The organism is Neorickettsia sp. 179522 (assembly GCF_001593535.1).
GTDB classification, from domain to species: domain Bacteria; phylum Pseudomonadota; class Alphaproteobacteria; order Rickettsiales; family Anaplasmataceae; genus Neorickettsia; species Neorickettsia findlayensis.
On record NZ_LNGI01000001.1, the window covers coordinates 43,983 to 63,978 of the forward strand.

Genomic DNA, 19,996 nt, shown 5'->3' on the forward strand with positions numbered 1-19,996 from the left:
TATGCCGAATGTTACTATCAACGGTAAGAAGCTTTTGGTTGGGTCTGGGTGTACTGTCATCCAGGCCTGCCAAGTGGCTGGCGTTGAGGTACCCAGATTCTGCTACCATGAGCGTCTCAAGATAGCTGGGAATTGTCGAATGTGTCTTGTTGAAGTGGAAGGTGGTCCTCCGAAGCTGGTTGCTTCTTGTGCAACTCCGGTTGTTGACAATATGGTTGTGCGTACTGACACGCCAAAAATAAGAGCTGCGAGAGAGGGTGTTATGGAGTTTTTACTTGCTAATCATCCTTTAGATTGTCCTATATGCGACCAGGGCGGCGAGTGTGATCTCCAAGATCAGGCAATGCTCTATGGAAAAGGTGAGGGCAGGTTCTCTTACGCTAAAAGATCCGTACAGAAGAAGGATTTTGGACCCTTGATCTCGACCGAGATGAATCGGTGCATACACTGTACACGTTGTATTCGCTTTCTCTCTGATGTTGCCGGTGTGGAAGAACTCGGAATGGTCAATAGAGGGGCTGATTCGGAGATAAGTACCTACATACAGAAATCTCTCTCATCTGAGCTTTCTGGCAACATAATAGACCTATGTCCTGTTGGAGCTCTAACGTCGAAACCATATGCTTTTACAGCTCGTCCATGGGAACTTACTAAAATCGAGAGTGTAGATGTTCTCGATGCAGTTGGAAGTAACATCAGAATTGATGTAAGAGGGCAAACGGTGATGCGTATACTTCCAAGACTAAATGAAGAAATAAATGAAGAATGGCTCTCGGATAGGTCGCGTTTCTCATATGATGGCTTGAGAGTACAGAGGTTGGATAGGTGTTATGTGAGAGTGAATGGTAAGCTTCGTGAGTCTACATGGAAAAAGGCAATCTCCGAAATTGTTAAACAGATTGATCACGTAAATCGTGAAGAAATTGCTGCAGTTGCAGGAGATTTGGCTGATGTGGAGTCAGTCTTCCTCCTGAAGAGGATGCTCAATAAATTGGGGGTCTCCAAGACCGAATGCAGACAGGATGGGGCAAGTTATATGGTCTCAGAGCGCGATTTTTATACCTTTAATACAACTTTCGCTGGTATAGAAGAATCCGATTTCTGTTTCCTTGTTGGAGTAAATTTACGTATGGATGCTCCACTAATAGCCGCAAGAATTAGAAAAAGATGGTTGTCTGGTAATTATACCGTAGTGGGGTTGGGAAGCGATGCAAGATATGCGTTTGATGTCTCAAGCATCGGTAATGATGTTGCTACACTTGTTGAAATAGCATCCGGCAGAAATCAGAAATTCCAGGATTTACTGGGTAGTGCCAGAAGGCCAATGATGATTGTTGGTCCCGACGTTTTAAGCCGCGCAGATGCGAACTATATCATTTCATTGCTTCGAGCAATTGCTGAGAGATTTGGATTTTTCCAAGAGAATTTTAATGGCTTCTCGGTATTACAACGTCACTCTGGAACTGTTGGTGCACTAGACGTAGGATTTTATCACCAGGATGGTTTGAGAGGCGTTCTAGATAGCGGTACGAAGTTCGTTTATCTTTTGGGCGCTGATGATTGTGTTGATAGCATACCTGAAGGTGCGTTTGTTGTGTATCAGGGTCATCATGGTGATAGGGGTGCATCTAGGGCTGATGTCATACTTCCTGGTTGTTCTTACGTGGAAAAAGATGCGATTTATGTCAATACCGAGGGAAGGGCACAGCTTGCTTTTAGAGCTGTTTTTCCTCCTGGCGAGGCAAGGGATGATAGGGAAATTATAGCAGAACTCGCTCAGGGACTTGGTATTCCGTTTGGCAATATCAGCCTACCGCTTATAAGAGCGAAATTAGAGAAGCTAGGACCGCATTTTAAGTGTCTTGGTGTATGTGTACCTAGTGGACCTTCTAAGTATGAGTTTATGGGTGAAGCGGTTTTTGCAGATCAAGTGATTTCATTCAAAAAAAGGAATTTCTATATGTCCGATGTGATCAGTAGGGCTTCTAGTACGATGGCAAAGTGTAGTGAGGAGTTTAATGATTTATCTTATTCTCTCTAAGCTTATCTGGATAGTGCTACTTTCAATAGCATTGATACTTTGTGTCGCCTATCTGACATACGCAGAAAGGAAGGTAATAGCAGCGACGCAACTCCGTATTGGTCCTGATCTTGTAGGTCCTTTTGGGCTTCTTCAACCAATTGCTGATGCCATAAAGGTTCTGCTTAAAGAGATAATTATTCCGAATGCTGCTGGCCCAAAACTATTTTTGTTTGCGCCTGTAATCATATTTGTATTGGCATTGGTAGGATGGGCGGTTATACCTTTCGGGATATCAGAAATAGATGGTGTGAAAGTGCCAACTGTAATTGCAAACATTAATCTAGGGGTTATGTATCTTCTGGCTGTTGCCGCGCTTGAAGTTTACGGAACAATCATTGCAGGTTGGGCGAGTAAGTCTAGTTATTCATTTTTGGGAGCACTCAGGTCGGCTTCTCAGATGATCTCATACGAGATTGTCATAGCGCCGGCAATCATGACGGTTATACTGCTTACAGGGTCGCTTAATTTGGCTGAGATAGTTGTAATAAAGCACAGTTTTCCATATTGGGTTGATATCCTGATGTTGCCCATAAGTTTTATCTTTTTTGTTTCAATTCTCGCAGAAACAAACAGACATCCTTTCGATTTACCCGAGGCAGAAGCCGAACTGGTTTCGGGATACAATGTGGAGTACTCGTCTATTCCTTTTGCACTTTTCTTTCTTGGAGAGTATGCAAATATGATACTAAGCAGTAGCATAATGGCGACGCTGTTTTTGGGTGGATGGTATCCACCAATTGATTGGTGGGGTTTGTCCATTGTTCCAGGTTTCATCTGGTTTGTTTTGAAGATTCTGTTCGTTTTATTTTGTTTTCTCATTGTCAGAGCGACACTCCCACGTTACAGATATGACCAGTTGATGAGATTGTGTTGGAAGGTATTTCTGCCAGTGACGTTACTCTGGGTAGTTGTTATAGGTGGGTTAGTAGCGTTTAATATTGTCTAACAAAGAGTCGTAAGACTCCATTTATGCTTTGATAGTAGTGTTGCGATTGTTCAGGGTTCTGCTATCTTTTGTTTCCTGCTCTCCCCTTTTAGAAATGCGTGCTTGTGTGACTTTTCTGTTCTTGGCTGTGTTTTGTTTATCTGCCTGTACACCGCTTTTGATAGGAACAACAGCGGCCACAGTTGCAGTAACCTCTATCCAGGATAGAGGAACTGGTGAGGTCATCGACGATAACGCTATTTTATCTAGAGTGTCTGGAGTTATTTCTAGCAAGGATTTTTGCAAGGATCTTGCTGTCTCAGTAGACGAGGGTAGTGTACTTATTCATGGTAGTGTGCGTAGTTCAATGGATAGAGTGGCAGCGAGCAAGCTTGTATGGTCACAAGATGGAGTGCGTGAGGTAATAAATGAGATACAGGTACAGGATAGGGAAGAATCTTTTGCCGAATCTGCGTGGATCGCGGCACAAATAAAGTTAGCTCTCCTACTGAAGAGTTCTGTGAAGTCTTTCAGTTATACCGTTGAGGTGGTAGATGGGACGGTGTATCTACTCGGGATCGCGCAAAGCAAAGATGAATTTAATAGGGTTCATGACATTGCAAAACGTATCGAAGGTGTAAAGGAAGTTGTAAGCTACGTCAGACTCAAAAACAGTACTGGGACTCCTCTTCAATTGCACAAACGCTAGAAGGGTGATATTCTTTTTTGGGTCCAGGTAAGGTGTCGGGCGAACCCGGTCAGGGCAGAAATGCAGCAGCCGTAACCTAGTACCTTAAGCTGGACCCATTTTTTCTTACTGGTCTGGCCCCAGCATGTGTGCGGGGTTGACAATCCTGTCAAACTCCTCTTCAGAAAGCACTTTGAGTTCTATGGCTGCTTCCTTGAGTGTGCAGTTCTTTGAGTAGGCGAGTTTCGCGATTTTTGCCGCGTTGTCGTATCCAATTTCCTTGTTCAAAGCTGTAACTAGCATCAGCGACCCTTGTAACATACTTTCTATTCGCTTTTTATTTGGCACTATTCCCATCACACATTTCTCACCGAAACTCATCATTCCATCTGAAAGTAAATCCATTGATTGTAGTAGATTGTATATAATCATTGGTTTGAATGTGTTGAGTTGCAGTTGGCCGCCAGCACCAGCTACGGTTATGGCTAAGTGATTTCCAATGACCTGTGCACAGACCATAGTTAAGGCTTCGCACTGAGTCGGATTTACTTTCCCAGGCATAATTGATGAGCCAGGTTCATTCATAGGTAATATAAGTTCCCCTATACCACATCTTGGACCAGAACCGAGTAATCGAATATCATTCGCTATTTTCATCAACGACACAGCTAACGTGTTTAAATTACCGCTTAACTCGACTAGTGCGTCGTGTGAGGCAAGCATCTCACATTTATTTTGTGCAGGAACGAAGTCTATGGAAGTAATTCTCGAGATTTCAGCAACTATCTCATGATCGAAATTCTTTCTCGTGTTTAAACCAGTACCGACGGCAGTACCTCCTTGAGGGATTTCAAGGAGCCTAGATAAATTCTCATTCAAACGGGATGCACTTTTATTGAGTTGGTCACGAAAACATGAGAATTCCTGACTTAATGTAATAGGGACTGCATCCTGCATGTGAGTTCTCCCGATCTTCACTATATCAGAAAAACCCTTTATCTTTTCCGATAATACCCCAATAAGGCAGGAAAGCGAGGGGAGAAGTTTTGTGAGTATCTTCTTAACAGCTGCAATATGCATTGCAGAGGGAAAGGTGTCATTGGATGATTGTGCCATATTAACATGGTCGTTTGGATGGACCGGAGTTTTGCTACCAACCACACCATCAAGCTTTTCTATAGCTCGATTAGAGATAACTTCATTGACATTCATGTTAGTCTGAGTTCCAGATCCTGTCTGCCAGACCGAAAGCTGGAACTGATCGTCTAATTTTCCATCGATGATCTCATAACATGCTTCTTCAATTGCCCCAAGGTGGGCTTTTGACAATGCACCTGCTTTCACATTTGTGCGCGCCGCAGCGAGCTTAACTACCGCGATTGCCTTTATTACTTCCATAGGAACCTTTTCTGTCCCTATTTTGAAATTTTCTATTGCTCTTTGAGTTTGTGCACCCCAATATTTATCTTGTGGAACTTTTATTGATCCGATAGAATCAGTTTCAATTCTGTAATCCATGTTCTGTAAGTGGAATCCAAACACACCAGCATAGGGTGATTATAGTCCTTCAAGCAGGGTTCAGCTAGAGTTTATTCAGGAAGAAGGTTCAGAAAATTCTTTCTCTGGCATTTAATTTGGTAATTTGCCTGCGGTAACGCCAGACTTTTACGTAATGAAGTGAGGAACTTTCACAGGACATGGAGCGCGAAGGAAGTAACAACTGCAGGCAAGCCTCCTATTTCGAGGAGGCAAGACCGCAGTTATCACGAGTGGCAAAAGGCAAGACACTTATCAAACAAAGGTAGAATTAGCTAAATTCTTATTCTTTATCGATAAAGCTTCTCCACGTTTAGAAAAACCGCTTCCTACCAACAGGGGAACCTTCACCAGAGTTGGACCTATCATTGAAAACTCTTTCATTACCACCAGATCGGTGATCCTTACTATTTTTTCTAGGAGGAGCTCCAAAACGCTTCTTAGGTGAGGGGCCACTTCCACTGCCTACTCTATCCTCATCAATGCGCATAGTCAGTTTAATTTTTCCATCTGGGCCTATATCCTTGATCCGGACTGTAACTGGCTGTCCTTCAGTATGGTCCGCACGTATATCATTAACCCTGCTCCTACTAATTTCGCTAATATGGACTAATCCTTCCTGCTTATTTGGGAGGGCAACAAACAACCCGAAGTCAACTATGCTCACTATTTTTCCTTCATATAGTTCGCCAATTTTGAGCTGTGGAACACTCAAATTCAAATCAGAAGCACCTGAAGCCATATCAACCCTACTCTTTGCTTCCATCAATGCTTCTTCAGTTTCAGCCATGATATAAACATAGTTATTTTGGTCTATATCAATCTTCGTGGAAGTATCAGAGGAGATTCCCCTAATAGTTTTTCCGCCACTGCCTATCACCTTATGTACAACATCTTTATCAATCTTGTAACATAATATCTTAGGCGCCGAATCTTTGAGATTCTTCCGCGGCTCAGCAATGACATTCTCCATCTTTTCAAGAATGTGCAACCTTCCAGTTAATGCTTGATTCAATGCATCTTTAATTGTCGCTATGCTTATGCCGCGGACTTTCATATCCATCTGAAGTGCGACAATACCATTTCGTGTACCCGCAACTTTGAAGTCCATGTCTCCAAGCATATCTTCGTCACCTGAAATATCACTTAGAATTGCAGACTTCGTTCCATCAGTCATTAAGCCCATAGCTATTCCAGCTACGTGTTTCGCAACAGGAACTCCCGTATCCATGAGAGCCAAAGACGACCCACATACTGTTGCCATAGAAGAGGAGCCATCAGATTCTGTAATTTCAGAGACCAAACGCAAGGTATAAGGGAAAACGTCCTTACCCGGTAGTATGGCCTTCACTGCTTTTAAAGCCAAGCGTCCATGACCGATTTCTCGTCTTCCAGGCGCGCGCAGAGCACCAACTTCACCAACTGCATACGGCAGAAAGTTGTAGTGCAAAAGCACGGACTCTCTCCTTTCACCATCGATGTCATCCATAACCTGCTCGTCTTGATAAGATCCCAACGTAGCTACAACCAGACTCTGTGTTCCACCACGAGTAAACAGAGCAGAACCGTGAGTGCCAGGGAGATAATCCAGAGCAATACTGATCGGACGTATTTCCGTCAAACCTCTTCCATCCAGTCTTATACCGTTCTCCAAAACGTTTTTCCTTACGATTTCTTTTTCGAGCTTCTTAATGAAGAATAAAATCTCCGATTCAGCATACCCATCAGCTGATAACTCAGCAAAGGTATCCATGTAGACCTGGCTAAGTCTGCTATGCCGCTCCTCTTTATTACTTATTTTCTCATTATAGATGTTCTCTAATTGTGCACCACAGACCAAACGCACTTTCTCATAGAGCTCTTTATTATCATAGAGCACACCTACTGATTTGATTGTACCAACACCTCTAACAAACTCGTTGATAAAGGAAAAAATCGGTTGTGCACTTTTCAGCGCTTCTGAAAGGGCAGTTACAACTTCCTCTTCAGAGGATTCATTCGCTTCGGCTTCCACCATCACAATTGATTCCTCTGTACAAGCAACAAAGACTCCAAGTCCACCTTCTGTTTCCGGAATCTCGTTACATGTTATTTCTGTCCCACATCTGTTAACATCGACCCCAACAACGGGACCGCTAAACGGAATTCCAGAAAGCTGCAATGCAACAGAGGCTGCAATCAGCGCTGGTACCTCAGGTAAAACTTTTTTATTGCCATGTGCGAGAAGTTTGCACACTATATTCACTTCATTAACGAGGTTTTCCTGTATTAGGGGCCTCACAGCCCTGTCAACCACTCTAGAAGCCAAGACCTCTCTTTCCGAGAGTTTGCCTTCCCGTTTAAAAAAACCGTTCGGTATGCGCCCAAGAGCATACGATTTAGCCAAGAAGTTCGTTAGAAGTGCTAGACCCGACAAGTCGGAAGTCTTTTTAGAAGCTGCACTATCTTTCTGAAGAGTTACTACGGCCAGAACAACAGTCCCGCCATACGAAACGCAGGCAGCACCAGCAGCCTGACGTGCCACCTCACCGGTTTTTATATGTAAACTCTTACCTTCCCATTCTATGGAGGATTCTTTTATCTCAAACATTATCTACTTTCTTATATCAAGCATTTCCATTAAATTCTTACACCCTTGACGATCATTCTTTGCTAGATAATTGAGCAGCTTACGTCTCTTACTTATGATCTTAAGCAAACCCAATCTAGACGAGTAATCTTTTTTGAATCCCTGTAAATGCCTGGTCAAGTTATTTATACGCCTAGTAAAGAGCGCAACCTGCACGAAAGCAGATCCCGTGTCATTATCCGCCGTCCTAAATTTTTTTATTACCTCAGCTTTTTCATTAACCATAATCTATAAAAAGACACACAAAAATCAAGCTCTACCAAAAGTCTCCCTCAGAAAACCGCGAAGGTCGAAGGCCATTGTAATACGAATAATCATAAAGATCTACTATGACACTTTTGCGCTTATATCAACTCATAGTACATCCCGATCACTGTTTGTACACGTCTGGCGATTACACACGCAAAGGTTACACTTGGTATACTAATCTGCTTCACTAGTACCAAAGACCCGCTCAAACATGTGATCTAAATGCCTGAGATAATTATCATAGCAAAAGAGTTTATCAACTTCCTGGAGTGTCACACGTTTATCCATCTTTATGTTCTCCATAAAAGACGTGCTTGTGTCAGTCCAGCTTCTCATCGCGTTTTCTTGAACTATGCGGTAAGCTTCTTCCCGTGTCTTCCCAGATTCTATAAGTGCCAGAAGGACCTTTTGCGAGAAAATTAGTCCACCTAGAAGTTCTAGATTCTTTTCAATATTTTTCTCAAAAATTACTAACTCTCTTATTACAGTGGAAAGTCTTTCCAATGCAAAGTCCAGCGTAATACAAGCTGTAGGAGCATACACTCTCTCAACTGAGGAATGCGAAATATCCCTTTCGTGCCACAGAGTAACATTTTCAAGAAACGGAATAACTGTGCTCCTTACAATACGAGCTAGGCCAGTAAGGTTTTCGCTCAAAATCGGGTTTTTCTTGTGAGGCATCGCCGAACTCCCCTTCTGACCTGGCGAGAAATACTCTGAGCACTCCAACACCTCACTTCTTTGAAGATGTCTAATTTCTGTTGCAACGTTCTCTACTGAGGAAGCAATAAGAGCAAGAGTACCAAAAAAGACAGCATGCCTATCACGCGGTATCACTTGTGTTGCCAACGATTCCGGTTCAAGGTCGAGCTTTTCTGCAACATACTCCTGGACAAATGGATCAATATTACCGAACTGGCCTACGGCGCCAGAAATCTTACATACAGAAATCTCTTTTATTGCTTGTGAAAGTCTTAGCCGATTTCGTTTAAACTCTTGATAGAATCGAGCAAATTTAAGCCCAAGAGTAATGGGTTCAGCGTGAATTCCGTGCGTCCTGGCGACACAGATAGTATTTTTGTGTTCGAGGGCTCTTTCCTTAAGTGCTTCAATGACCTTATCCAAGCCTTCTAAGAGTAAAATTCCCGCACGACGAAGTTGAAGCGAAAAAGCAGTATCTATTACGTCTGAGCTAGTCATGCCCATGTGTATATATCTGGCATCAGGGCCAACGAACTCCGCCACACTTGTTAGAAAGGCTATAACGTCATGTTTAACCTCTCTTTCAATGGATTCGATCCTTTCTATACTAAATGTTGCTTTCTCCAAAATGGTACTTAAACTTGCGCTAGATATATTACCAAGCTGAGCTTGCGCCTCACATGCAAGAAGCTCAATCTCTAACCATAAGGAAAACTTAAAATCATCCTTCCAGATCGATGCAGCTACCTCTCTGCTGTACCTGGGAATCATGACTCAAGTGTTTATGACGTACCTGTAGTGCTTCCATCGGCGTCTCTTCTAGAGGCGTCCAAAATGTGAATCCTGAGAGAACACTCGACTTTGGAATGCAAAAAAATCTTCACTTCATGCTCTCCAAGAGTCTTTATCGGTGCTCCAAGAACGACATTCTTAGCAGTAATTTCTACTCCTTTTTTGGAAAGCTCCGCAACAATCTGCTTAGCATTTACTGCCCCAAAAAGGACACCGCGCTCCGCTTGCGCATATATAGGAAGAACATCAATCTCTGCAAAAGATTTTGCCAACTCCGAAGCAGCCTCTAGCTCCGCAGCTTGTTGGGCTGCTAACTTCTCCTTACTGCTCTCCAGAATTGCCAAATTTGCCTTGGTGGCGCGCACGGCTTTACCAGAAGGAATGAGATAGTTCCTTGCAAAGCCCTTCTTGACCTTGAGGACATCACCCACGTTTCCAAGTTTACGTGCTGTTTCTTTTAAAATAACCAACATACACCCTACGCTCTATTTGTGGCGATCACAATACGGAACAAGTGCAAGAAACTTCATCTTCCGAACTTCCTTCGCCATCTTCCGTTGCTTTTTCGCACTCAAACCAGTGGCTCTTCTCGACAAGACACGCCCAACTGAGGTCATGAAACGCTTAATGAGCGCCACATTCTTGTAATCAAAATCCTCGATCTTCAAATCAAGCTCAACCTGAGACTCAACGTCCACCGGAGATGCCTGAGTTTTTTTAACTTCTTCTATACTCCCCATACTACCTACGAATTACTGCTGATACTGTGGCAGTTTAAGCGATATAACCCCATCAGGCACCTTGAACTCCCTCTTTCTCTGTAGCAAATAACGTAACACAAGATCATTATACTTCAATTTTGCCTCAAACTTCTGAAGGGCTGTCGGCTCAGCAGAAATAACGAACATGAAATAATTTGCCTTCGTGTGGTTCTTTATCTTATATGCAAGAGCAAGAGATCCCCAGTTTTCCTGACGCAGAACTTTGATATTGTTCTCAGCGAAGGCGGCATTGAAGTTGTCCATGAGATTGGACACACCTCCTTCAGAAAGGGAGCTACTCGCAAGGAACACGCACTCATAAATGTGAGAAGGCATGTGATTAAGTGGTTACACGATAAAGGGCGAATTCTAACAGGAAAATTTTAGCTTGACAAGTATACCGTGAATGCACTTATAATCTCGTCTGTTTGTGTCGGTACTCTAGTGTGCGAACTGGCTCAGTTTTTCTGGAATGCGAGTATCGTTCCGGTTTTTGCAGTAGAGTGTAGACTGGTGTGTTAGAGTGTCTTTTTAGTTTGAATGGCGCGGATTTTTCTATACCTATTTTTCCTGTTCCTCTGTGCTAGTTTTTCTTATGCTAGGGAGTATGTGAGGGTTGTAGGTTCGAGTACCGTCTTTCCCTTCATGAGTGCGATTTCTGAGGGGTTCGCTAAGACCTATAGAGTTAAGACTCCTATAGTCGAGTCCACTGGAACTAGTGCTGGATTTAAGCTCTTTTGTACGGGTGTGGGTGATGCTCATCCAGACATAGTTGTATCCTCTCGCAGGATAAATGAAGTGGAGTTGGCACTGTGCAAGGTGTACTCAATCAACAGTGAAGATATAATGGAAATTGAGCTCGGCAGAGATGCTCTTGTTGTTGCAAGTAGTAGTGGTAGTGGCCTTGATTACGAATTCTCCATTCGTGACATTTTTGAGGCTATCTCTTTTTACGTGCCGGAGGGGGTCAGACTTGTTAAAAATCACAACAAGCGATGGGGTAACATAGATGATAAAAAATTCTATGATTCCGAGATTAAGATTTATGGCCCTACAAGGAATACTGGTACGTTCGAGTCAGTAAAAAAAATGATCTTACTCAGCCAGTGTCTAAGTGAACCTGCTTTCAATTTAGCGTATGGGCCGGAAAAATTGAGAAAGATATGTTCAGTCGTTCGAGATGATGGTGTGTATGTGGAAGTCAGTAACAATGAAAACTTGATGGTCCAAAAGCTTGCACGTAATCCCAATGCGTTTGGTCTTCTGAGTTACAGTTTTTTCATAAGGAATTCCGATGCACTAACGGCGCATTCTGTAAATGGGGTGCGACCAACTTATGAAAGTATAATGAGTGGTCAGTACGATTTTGTTCGTCCAGTGTACTTGTACGTAAAACTCTCGCATCTTGGTCTTGTTCGGGGGCTTAGGGATCTGCTTAATGAAGTTCTTAGTGAGAATGCACTAGGAACATACGGCTACCTAAGGGCTATTGGTATGGTTCCGCTGCCAAATCAGGAACTAGATGCCATTAGAGAAGAGGTTGCATCTTTATCTTCTTGAGTTGTCTGTGAATCGGTTTTTGCACGTGGCTTTGATCACGTTCGTCATTTTTGTGGCAGATGTTGCAGTGGAAATTTATGTGCCCGCGCTGCCAAGCATTGGTGTTTTTTTTTCAGCCACGGCAGTAGCTGTAAAGGCGAGCGTAAGTGGTAATATACTGGGTCTAGCTCTTTCCAGCCTTTTTTGGGGTACGCTTTCTGATTTATGGGGAAGGAAGCCTGCTTTGCTTTTAGGAGCATCGGTTTTTATTGTCTCTAGTGTTCTTTGTGCTTTTTCCACTTCGGTCGATGCATTGGTTTTCTTCAGGTTCCTACAAGGTATCGGACAAGGTGTTGCGGTTGTTGTCGGTTTTGCTAGTGTTAAGGATTTCTACTCCGGTGATAAATGTGCACAAGTTATTTCTAAATTATCCTCTGTGGTTGCAATTTCTCCCACATTTGCGCCTATTCTAGGTACTGCTATCCTCTTTTATTTCAGTTGGCACTACACTTTTTTGTTCCTTGCCTTGTTGGAATCGGTGTGTCTCGTGCTATTAATTTTCTTTTTTCAGGAAACGGTGAAGGAGAGAAATCCTGCTTCGCTAAAAAGTCTTTTTAACTCTTACATTCGAATAGCGACCAACAGGAATTACGTCCTTTATTCTGCTGTGACAGTTATTACTTTTATGTGGCTCTGGAATGTTATTAGTTCTTCTCCTTTTTTATTACTCGAAGATATGGGCGTCACAATCCGCGAGTACGGGTATCTAGTTGCAATTAATGTAATGGGTTTCTTACTGGGAACAATCTTAAATAACAGATATATTACGAAGGTAGGTCTAAAGAAGTTGGTAGCATTTGGGTTGATCCTTCCTCTGTTTAGTGAAGTGACGCTTATTATTCTCCACTATACTGTTGGGTTTTCGCCGCTTGTACTTGAATGTATATGGTTTTTCAGTGCTATGGGACTCGCGTTCGTAATTGGGAATTCAACGACGCTTGCTCTTGACCAAGTTGATGAATCTGACAATGGCAAGGCTACAGCACTTTTAGTGTGTTCCGAAATGGTACTTGGTGCATTGAGTGTCTACCTAAACGCACCTTTTTATGACGGCACAATAGTTCCACTATCGTCATTTACAATTGTGTCAGTTCTTATAAGTATGCTGGTTTTCCGCTACGCAGTGAGGGGTCCCACTATAAAATCGGTTAGATAGGTATTGAGTTGATTCTTATCCGTGCGTTAGTTTTGTTTTTTCAGGTTTCTTTTACCTTTGTTTTTGTACTCGCAGTATGCAATGTAGATGGTGCTACACAGGATTGTTGTTGCTCCAAAAGATGTTTTAAATGATATACTTTCCGAAAAGCCGTAGTATCCTATCGCCGTGGAAACAATTAGTACGAGAAAATAAAAGGGCATGACCAGACCAAGTTCGTTTGTATACATGATTGCTCCAATTCCGCTGACAAAGTAAACAAAAGCAACTAATCCAAAGTAGTGAACATCTTCCCAGAATAGTTCTGGGATGCTTGTAAAATCTCTATAAGCTGCTAATAGGCCAGAAAATAACGTAATAAAAAACATGATGAAGAATGATTGAGTCACTATGGACTCTGTTTTTCCGTACTTTGCCGTAGCCAAATCGTAAAGTACCCACAAAGAAGTCGCAAGAATTGCAAAGAGAGAGTAGTAATTGAAGCTGTAATAGTCGGGATTGACTATGATTATTGCTCCTATGAAGGCTATCACTAGTGAAGTAGCTTTACTCACACCGATTTTTTCATGTAGGATGATGCATGATGCAAAGCTGCAAAGAAGAGGATACAAAAGCGTTATTGCTGAAACCTGCGCGAATTCCATATTGTTGTATGCGTAGATGAGCAACAACTGTGCAGAGACAGTAAGAGATGCTCGCAGCATGTATGATTTCCATAAAGTACTTCGCCTGATTTCTCTGTTTTTGTAGACTGCAAATGGAATGATAAAAATAAAGCCGCTTGCATTGAGGAAAAAAGCGAGTACAAGTCTATCCATTTGTGTTCCCAAAATTCTGTACGATGCGCACATTAATGCAGCAGTGAACATGTGCACAAGCATCCATAATATTGCTTTTAAATTATTATTGGGGATCATAAACAGTTATCTTCGACATATGTCTGTCAACACAGGAGAACCTTCATTTGAGCTTTTGTAGAATGCAGCCATTAATTTCTCGCACTTATTCAAGCTTTTTAGTCTTTATCTCAAATAAAAGATCTGCAGTTGGGGCATTTTATGTAAAAAATAAGAGATTCGTATTGGGAGTTCCCTGTAAAATATCATTCTGGCTACGCAAAGGGGACATTTAACATCACTATATTAACTATCTATTGCGTTATCATCTGTGTCGTACCTCGCAGTCTTTACCTAAAAGTTTTATTTACAGTTTTTCGATTATCAATATGAAAAAGGTCTTTATTTTTTGCATTTTAATCTCTTTATTTTTGGGTTGTTGGCAAGTAAAAAGGTTTCTTTTCAAACGCATGGCGTATGCAAATATTACGGGATGCCATATTAGTACCTTAAACGATCCACGCGAATACTGTAATTTTGTTGGTAATCTTAGTCTCTATGAATGTGATGATATTTACCTTTACTATAGAGATTCCATGCATTTCAATATACTCGTTCCATTTGTTACTGAGGGGAAAGTTGTCCTAGTGAATGTCGGTTATGTGAGAAAAGAAGAAAAAGATAGGGCAAAGGAGATTATTCTCCAGACCTTAAAATCTCAAAAAGAGTTTGGCTTTAAAGGTTACTTACTCCCAGTAAAAGGAGCTAGTATTCCTCTTATCAGAAACGACGTTACTAATTTAGAGTTTTATTCTCTGGATATGGAAGAAATTGGATCGAAGTTTAAGCTCCCAGTTTTGAAATATATTCTGTATTCAACTTCAAATGATTTCATATCGATCCATCCTAGGATGATTTTGTCACTGCAGAAGCCGCAGCTGAAAATAATGATGCACTTTTGGTATGCGTTCATGTGGTATGCAGTGGCATTTATCGGAGTGGTTTACTATTTGCTGGGCTCGAGAAAGAAAGCACAGGCCTTGCTTTCTAGTAGATAACGGTATCTGTTTTCCATTTTCTGGTAGATACCAGCAAAAACACATACAGGCTGATTTTTTTGTAGATCCTACTTAGGAACACAAGCTTTTCTAGTTGTTAACTTTTTTATCCATAAAGAGGAAAAACTCTTCGTTGTTTTTCGTTCTTTGCAGCTTATCTATTATGAACTCGATCGCATCAGCGTCCGTCATCTGGTTGAGAATTCGTCTCAAAACCCAAACCTTGTTCAGAACGGAACGTTCTAGAAGGAGTTCTTCCTTTCTTGTTCCCGACTTAGTTATATCAATCGCTGGGAACAGACGCTTTTCTGCAAGCTTTCTGTCAAGAATTATCTCGGAGTTACCGGTACCTTTAAACTCTTCATAAATGAGTTCATCCATTCTTGAGCCAGTATCTACAAGTGCTGTTCCAATAATAGTCAAAGAACCACCACCTTCAATATTCCGTGCTGCCCCAAAGAGACGCTTTGCTTTCTGAAGGGCATTAGAATCCACACCACCACTCAAAAGTTTACCAGAAGACGGAACAACCGAATTGTACGCCCTAGCCAAACGAGTAATCGAATCAAGTAAAATAACGACGTGTTTTCCCTGTTCGACCAGCCTTTTTGCTTTTTCGATCGCAAATTCAGCAACATATACGTGTTTATCCGCTGGTTCATCGAATGTTGAGCTCACCACCTCTGCATTCACTGACCTACGCATATCAGTGACCTCTTCTGGTCGCTCATCGATGAGAAGGATGATCAAGTGTATATCCGGATAGTTCGCGGAAATAGAATGGGCGATGTTTTGCAGTAGAATAGTCTTCCCAGTTTTTGGTTGTGCAACTATCAATGCCCTTTGTCCTCTTCCGAGCGGAGCAACTATATCAATGATTCTGCCGCTTAAGTCACAGTTTTTTGAGTCTAAAGGCCGTGCGGACTTTTCGCACTCAAGCTTTATCTGAGTGTCTGGATAAAGAGGAACCAAGCTCTCGAAAGCAACGTACCTTCTAGCAGCAGACGCTGGGCTATTATTGATTTCCAATGCTTTAGAAAGTGCAAAATATCTTTCGCCCTTTTTTGGAGCTCGCACTTCACCATAGATCAGATCGCCTGTCCTAATACCGAGTCTTCGTACCTGTCCTGGTGAGATATAAATGTCATCTTGGTTCGCAAGATAGTTGTATGCTGAGGACCGCATGAAGGCAAAACCCTCGTTTAGGACCTCAGCTACGCCGGAGCTCATTATAACCTTTTCAGCTTGGCTGTCTGTGCTTCCGCTCTGTGCGATAAGGATTATCAAATCCTGCTTTGACATCCCAGCTAGATTCTGCAAATTGAGCGACTCTGCCATTGTTAAGAGTTCTCGTGCACTTTTTGAGCGTAAGTCAGACAAATCAATGAGCTTTTCAGGGTCACCGACTGGATCATGCTCACGTCGTGTTTCTGTTGTTACAGTTTTTTTTATTTCTTCAGCTTTACAGGGTTCAGCTTTTTTGACGAGCTTCAGGGTATTTCTTTTTGTTGGTGGATTGCTTTTATGTTTTTCTACCGGTGGTGCTTCTCCCGGTAGTGATTCGCTTGCGGCAGAATGGTGTAAATCTTTCAGTAGTGTCATGGGTCGACCTAATAGTGTAAGTGCTGCAAAAAAAACAAGGTGAATTGCAATTCAAAGAAAAAATAGAGAAAAGAAAGAAAACGGCCAAACCCAAACATTTGCAAAGTGATATAAGGCCGGCCCAACTAAAGGCACTGACTAACATGTTTCTCACCCGCAGTCAAGAAACACAGCAAGCCCATTGAGGCTACTGATCCTAAACATACACTCAGGCGCAGATGACCATTTAGTAAGAGCTAATTCAGGTGCTAAGTCTACGCTTTTCTGTCTTCTATTTCAAGAGCCTAGAAGCATAAACAACAGAAGTGGATTATGATAAAAGAAACTCTAACGCAAATAAGTTAATATTATCTTCTGATAGGTACAATTCTTGTTTACAGAAATTCATACAATTTCAATTCAGGGACTTAATTTGGTTAAAGTGGGAGTTCAGGTTGCCATATCACCTGGACTGCCTTGTTTTAACATTGTTGGTTTACCTGATAAAGCAGTCAGCGAGTCCAAGGAAAGGATCAGGGCAGCACTCCTGCATGTAGGTTTGCTCTTACCTAAAAAGAGAATAACAGTGAACCTTTCCCCGGCAGGTTTGACAAAAATAGGTACACATTATGATCTTCCAATAGCACTTGGTGTAATTCAGTTGTTGGATAGCAATTTTATCAGTCGTGATTTTTCGGAATTTGTTGTACTTGGTGAGCTTTCCCTTGATGCTTCGGTAAAGGGTGTTGTGGGAGTCCTTCCAGCAGCTGTTTATGCTAAAGAACGTAATCTATGGCTAGTGTGTCCATGGGAGAATAGGATAGAAGCACGTATCTCAAAGAATAAGAAGCTTTTACCGATTTCCTCACTGAATGAGTTGATATCGTTTCTAACGGGAAAATCTGCACCTAGGAAGATATGTGATGCTTTTGTGCTCGAAGAAGATTCTTACCCAGATATGAAGGATGTCAAAGGGCAAAAAATCGCAAAGCGTGCAATTGAAATAGCTGCTGCGGGTGGGCATCATCTCCTTATGCGCGGACCTCCAGGTACTGGTAAATCAATGCTTGCTAAGAGAATCGTTGGCATCATGCCACCTCTCTTACCCAAGGAAATCATGGAAGTGAATACAATTATCAGTGTTTCTGGTGAGTTCACAAATAAGATTTATAGAAAACGTCCTTTTCGAGAGCCACATCAATCGGCTTCAGTTGCAGCAATGATTGGTGGTGGTGCAATACCAAAACCAGGTGAAGTGACTCTTGCACACAACGGAGTGCTTTTTCTTGATGAAATGGCTGAATTTTCTAGTCATCTATTGGATACGCTCAGACAGGTACTGGAGACAGGTGAGGTAACGATATCCCGCGCAAATATGAAATTGACTTACCCTGCATCTTTCCAGTTAATAGGAGCTATGAATCCTTGCAGATGTGGCTATTTGGGTTATCTTCCGGAAAAGGAGTGTAAAAACTCAAAGAAATGCGGATTGGACTATATGAAAACGATTTCAGGTCCTATTCTTGACAGAATAGACATCTTCGTGAATATGGAACCGATAAACAAGAGTCAGTTTTTTGAGTCACAGAATGAAGAAGCGTCCGCTTTAATCAGAAAGAGAGTCGTTGCTGCGCGAAACAAACAATACGAAAGGTACAAGAAAATGAAGTTTAATTTGAACTGTCACATGGATAATCGTGCACTTGCAGAATATGTTTCACTTGATAATGAAACAAAGGAGTTTCTGAAGGTTACTTTCGAGAAGGGTTACATTTCCCTACGTGGTCATGACCGTATACTGAAGGTGGCACGCACGATTGCTGACCTTGATGGTTCAGATGAAGTGAAAAGAGCTCACCTGACAGAAGCGCTCTACTACAGAATGAGTCGAAATTAAAACTTCTGGATTGTAGATGGTATTTGTTTATGTTGGTACTAACAAATTTATGTTAGTACTAACATATTGCTTTTATAACGAATATGATGTAATGACGTAAATATAATCATTCAGTTTCTTGTGCACAGGGTATTTAGTGCCGTGTGTGGCGAGGTTGTCTGTTGAATGAGTTGTGTTAGTTCTTAAACTAAAGTTGGGAGAGGGTGTATGAAAGTGCGTGATGACTCAAGTGTAGGCCTGGATTATTCCTACGTGCGATTTTTACAAAGGACTGCAATTGTTTCGCTTTTCTTTTTTTTGCTGAGCTCTGTAACTATTCTTGCTGTTCAAGTGGCGAAAAGGATACCTTGGAGGTCTGACTCGGAAGTAACAAAGAGCTGGTGGTGTTTTGTATATCTAATTGTCCCGGGTGTCGTATTGGTGGGTTCTCTTCTTGGAATGATGGTTCGTGGAGTTACAAGGGTGGTTGGCCCTTATGTGATTACCCCTTATGTACCTCGAAGACGCACTTCTCGTGTAGTTAATGCAATTGAGAGCTCTCTGCTCTGTTGTTCTGTGTTCCTGATTCTTGTCCTTCCTTTAGTGCTTATTCCACTTGGAGCTGTCTTGGATCATAAGAAAGACTTATCTTTGACTGAAAAGCGAGTGCTAGCTGGCATAGAGTGTGCACTTTTGGGTCTCTTCTTTTTGGCCTTCTCATCAATGGTGGTTCTATTCTGGTTGGATGTACTCTCGTATAAGATCAGCTCCTTGCAGAACCCGGAGGAGAAGAATCTTAGCGTTCGTGCCTGTGATCCATATTCGGGTGAATTATCAACATCTTCGGTGTCGGAGCTCATCTAATTTGAAGAAGTAGGGTTGGGGTAAATTATGCGAGTGGCTTTCTCCAGGCAGCTGTGACTCTGATTGTCGATAAGAGCAACACGAGTATGGTAATAGAAGATCCCAGTGATTGAAGCGAAAAACCCCTAACTTTATGCGGCAATTTTCCCAAATACATGCTGAAAGTACTATAGATAATCGCAGGTCTCGTAGGTTTAGGTGAGGTAAAAAGGTTCACCTAACAGAACCGATTTTTTTCCGAATAAACTGTAGCTAGTATGCTGAAATCCGGGGTGTAGAAGTGTGTTTTTAGGCCGGTTATACTAATCTAGGTAATTGTAAACTGTTTACAAAAAGTAGGTTGTTTTACAGGTGCAGTGTTTTGATGTACAGTGAATGATGTAGATCTTATATCTGCAGTGTATTAGATGGTAGTTACAAGTGCTGCCGACGCTTGTGTTAATATCATGGTCGGCAATAGTGCAAGGAGTTGAAAGATATGCAACCTAAGACGAAACTGGATACTAGATACGTTGTTGCAGCAGCAGTTCTCTCATCTCTGACTATTCTTGCTGTTCAGCTGGCGACAAGGGTACCTTGGAAGTCTGACTCACAAGTAACAAAGACCTGGTGGTGTTTTCTATACCTTCTGTTGGTTATTGCTTGCTTTGTGTGGGCGTTG

General features: G+C 42.0%; 18 protein-coding genes and 1 other RNA gene. 10 read left to right on the forward strand and 9 right to left on the reverse strand.

Annotation, left to right across the window (positions count from 1 at the left end; all coding sequences use genetic code 11):
- Window position 1: 1 nt before the first annotated feature.
- The 4 genes from nuoG to ffs all read left to right on the forward strand — a co-directional run bounded on the left by nuoG (window position 2) and on the right by ffs (window position 3,821).
- Window positions 2-2,041, forward strand: coding sequence for an NADH-quinone oxidoreductase subunit NuoG (gene nuoG / locus AS219_RS00220; RefSeq protein WP_067978480.1), 2,040 nt, complete (start codon window positions 2-4; stop codon window positions 2,039-2,041).
- On the forward strand, window positions 2,019-3,029 hold the full coding sequence (gene nuoH, locus AS219_RS00225) for an NADH-quinone oxidoreductase subunit NuoH (protein WP_067978483.1): 1,011 nt from the start codon (window positions 2,019-2,021) through the stop codon (window positions 3,027-3,029). Before nuoG ends, nuoH begins: the two co-directional genes overlap by 23 nt.
- Window positions 3,030-3,156: 127 nt before the next feature.
- On the forward strand, window positions 3,157-3,717 hold the full coding sequence (locus AS219_RS00230) for a BON domain-containing protein (protein ID WP_231861786.1): 561 nt from the start codon (window positions 3,157-3,159) through the stop codon (window positions 3,715-3,717).
- 15 nt (window positions 3,718-3,732) lie between these two features.
- An RNA gene (ffs, locus tag AS219_RS00235) (signal recognition particle sRNA small type) lies at window positions 3,733-3,821 on the forward strand.
- Between the two features lies 1 nt (window position 3,822).
- Here ffs and fumC read toward each other — a convergent pair.
- The 7 genes from fumC to rpsF all read right to left on the reverse strand — a co-directional run bounded on the left by fumC (window position 3,823) and on the right by rpsF (window position 10,701).
- The gene (gene fumC, locus AS219_RS00240) at window positions 3,823-5,214 is read right to left on the reverse strand and encodes a class II fumarate hydratase (protein WP_067978489.1); all 1,392 of its coding nucleotides are present in this window, start codon (window positions 5,212-5,214) and stop codon (window positions 3,823-3,825) included.
- A gap of 331 nt (window positions 5,215-5,545) precedes the next feature.
- Window positions 5,546-7,822, reverse strand: a complete 2,277-nt coding sequence (pnp, locus tag AS219_RS00245) for a polyribonucleotide nucleotidyltransferase (RefSeq protein ID WP_067978492.1) — start codon at window positions 7,820-7,822, stop codon at window positions 5,546-5,548.
- 3 nt (window positions 7,823-7,825) lie between these two features.
- Window positions 7,826-8,086, reverse strand: a complete 261-nt coding sequence (rpsO, locus tag AS219_RS00250; protein WP_067978495.1) for a 30S ribosomal protein S15 — start codon at window positions 8,084-8,086, stop codon at window positions 7,826-7,828.
- Between the two features lie 198 nt (window positions 8,087-8,284).
- Window positions 8,285-9,583 carry an adenylosuccinate lyase gene (gene purB / locus AS219_RS00255; RefSeq protein ID WP_067978497.1) on the reverse strand — a complete coding sequence of 433 codons (1,299 nt, stop codon included), beginning with the start codon at window positions 9,581-9,583 and terminating at the stop codon, window positions 8,285-8,287.
- 11 nt (window positions 9,584-9,594) lie between these two features.
- Window positions 9,595-10,077, reverse strand: coding sequence for a 50S ribosomal protein L9 (gene rplI, locus AS219_RS00260; RefSeq protein ID WP_067978500.1), 483 nt, complete (start codon window positions 10,075-10,077; stop codon window positions 9,595-9,597).
- A gap of 12 nt (window positions 10,078-10,089) precedes the next feature.
- Window positions 10,090-10,344, reverse strand: coding sequence for a 30S ribosomal protein S18 (gene rpsR / locus AS219_RS00265; protein WP_067978502.1), 255 nt, complete (start codon window positions 10,342-10,344; stop codon window positions 10,090-10,092).
- Window positions 10,345-10,356: 12 nt separating this feature from the next.
- Window positions 10,357-10,701 carry a 30S ribosomal protein S6 gene (gene rpsF, locus AS219_RS00270; protein WP_067978506.1) on the reverse strand — a complete coding sequence of 115 codons (345 nt, stop codon included), beginning with the start codon at window positions 10,699-10,701 and terminating at the stop codon, window positions 10,357-10,359.
- Between the two features lie 204 nt (window positions 10,702-10,905).
- On the opposite strand from rpsF, the gene AS219_RS00275 reads away from it, so the two are divergent.
- Both AS219_RS00275 and AS219_RS00280 read left to right on the forward strand, forming a co-directional pair.
- Window positions 10,906-11,925 (forward strand): substrate-binding domain-containing protein, encoded by a 1,020-nt coding sequence (locus AS219_RS00275; protein WP_067978509.1) that lies wholly within the window; start codon window positions 10,906-10,908, stop codon window positions 11,923-11,925.
- Window positions 11,888-13,120, forward strand: coding sequence for a multidrug effflux MFS transporter (locus AS219_RS00280; protein ID WP_231861787.1), 1,233 nt, complete (start codon window positions 11,888-11,890; stop codon window positions 13,118-13,120). The genes AS219_RS00275 and AS219_RS00280 overlap by 38 nt, the downstream gene beginning before the upstream one ends.
- 26 nt (window positions 13,121-13,146) lie before the next feature.
- On the opposite strand, the gene AS219_RS00285 is transcribed toward AS219_RS00280, so the two are convergent.
- A complete protein-coding gene (locus tag AS219_RS00285; RefSeq protein ID WP_067978512.1) occupies window positions 13,147-14,037 on the reverse strand; it encodes a DMT family transporter in 891 nt (296 codons plus the stop codon).
- A 308-nt stretch (window positions 14,038-14,345) separates the two neighbouring features.
- Between AS219_RS00285 and AS219_RS00290 the strand changes: the two genes are divergently transcribed.
- A complete protein-coding gene (locus AS219_RS00290) occupies window positions 14,346-15,014 on the forward strand; it encodes an SURF1 family cytochrome oxidase biogenesis protein (RefSeq protein WP_067978515.1) in 669 nt (222 codons plus the stop codon).
- Window positions 15,015-15,104: 90 nt separating this feature from the next.
- Here the strand turns inward: AS219_RS00290 and rho are convergent, their stop codons facing one another.
- On the reverse strand, window positions 15,105-16,616 hold the full coding sequence (rho, locus tag AS219_RS00295; RefSeq protein ID WP_231861788.1) for a transcription termination factor Rho: 1,512 nt from the start codon (window positions 16,614-16,616) through the stop codon (window positions 15,105-15,107).
- A gap of 370 nt (window positions 16,617-16,986) precedes the next feature.
- Between rho and AS219_RS00300 the strand changes: the two genes are divergently transcribed.
- The 3 genes from AS219_RS00300 to AS219_RS04065 all read left to right on the forward strand — a co-directional run.
- Window positions 16,987-18,492, forward strand: a complete 1,506-nt coding sequence (locus tag AS219_RS00300; RefSeq protein ID WP_067978520.1) for a YifB family Mg chelatase-like AAA ATPase — start codon at window positions 16,987-16,989, stop codon at window positions 18,490-18,492.
- 207 nt (window positions 18,493-18,699) lie between these two features.
- Window positions 18,700-19,335, forward strand: coding sequence for a hypothetical protein (locus AS219_RS00305; RefSeq protein ID WP_067978522.1), 636 nt, complete (start codon window positions 18,700-18,702; stop codon window positions 19,333-19,335).
- A 478-nt stretch (window positions 19,336-19,813) separates the two neighbouring features.
- Window positions 19,814-19,996: hypothetical protein (locus tag AS219_RS04065; protein ID WP_231861789.1), on the forward strand; the 183-nt coding region annotated here is incomplete at its 3' end.

Excerpts from the sequence above, each read along its gene's own strand:
- rpsF (WP_067978506.1), bottom strand. The coding sequence starts at position 10,701 with ATGCCTTCTCACATTTATGAGTGCGTGTTCCTTGCGAGTAGCTCCCTT.
- fumC (WP_067978489.1), bottom strand. The coding sequence starts at position 5,214 with ATGGATTACAGAATTGAAACTGATTCTATCGGATCAATAAAAGTTCCA.
- rpsR (WP_067978502.1), bottom strand. The coding sequence starts at position 10,344 with ATGGGGAGTATAGAAGAAGTTAAAAAAACTCAGGCATCTCCGGTGGAC.
- AS219_RS00305 (WP_067978522.1), top strand. The coding sequence starts at position 18,700 with ATGAAAGTGCGTGATGACTCAAGTGTAGGCCTGGATTATTCCTACGTG.
- nuoG (WP_067978480.1), top strand. The coding sequence starts at position 2 with ATGCCGAATGTTACTATCAACGGTAAGAAGCTTTTGGTTGGGTCTGGG.
- rpsO (WP_067978495.1), bottom strand. The coding sequence starts at position 8,086 with ATGGTTAATGAAAAAGCTGAGGTAATAAAAAAATTTAGGACGGCGGAT.
- rplI (WP_067978500.1), bottom strand. The coding sequence starts at position 10,077 with ATGTTGGTTATTTTAAAAGAAACAGCACGTAAACTTGGAAACGTGGGT.
- pnp (WP_067978492.1), bottom strand. The coding sequence starts at position 7,822 with ATGTTTGAGATAAAAGAATCCTCCATAGAATGGGAAGGTAAGAGTTTA.
- AS219_RS00275 (WP_067978509.1), top strand. The coding sequence starts at position 10,906 with ATGGCGCGGATTTTTCTATACCTATTTTTCCTGTTCCTCTGTGCTAGT.
- AS219_RS00280 (WP_231861787.1), top strand. The coding sequence starts at position 11,888 with ATGCCATTAGAGAAGAGGTTGCATCTTTATCTTCTTGAGTTGTCTGTG.
- rho (WP_231861788.1), bottom strand. The coding sequence starts at position 16,616 with ATGACACTACTGAAAGATTTACACCATTCTGCCGCAAGCGAATCACTA.
- nuoH (WP_067978483.1), top strand. The coding sequence starts at position 2,019 with ATGATTTATCTTATTCTCTCTAAGCTTATCTGGATAGTGCTACTTTCA.
- purB (WP_067978497.1), bottom strand. The coding sequence starts at position 9,583 with ATGATTCCCAGGTACAGCAGAGAGGTAGCTGCATCGATCTGGAAGGAT.
- AS219_RS00285 (WP_067978512.1), bottom strand. The coding sequence starts at position 14,037 with ATGATCCCCAATAATAATTTAAAAGCAATATTATGGATGCTTGTGCAC.
- AS219_RS00290 (WP_067978515.1), top strand. The coding sequence starts at position 14,346 with ATGAAAAAGGTCTTTATTTTTTGCATTTTAATCTCTTTATTTTTGGGT.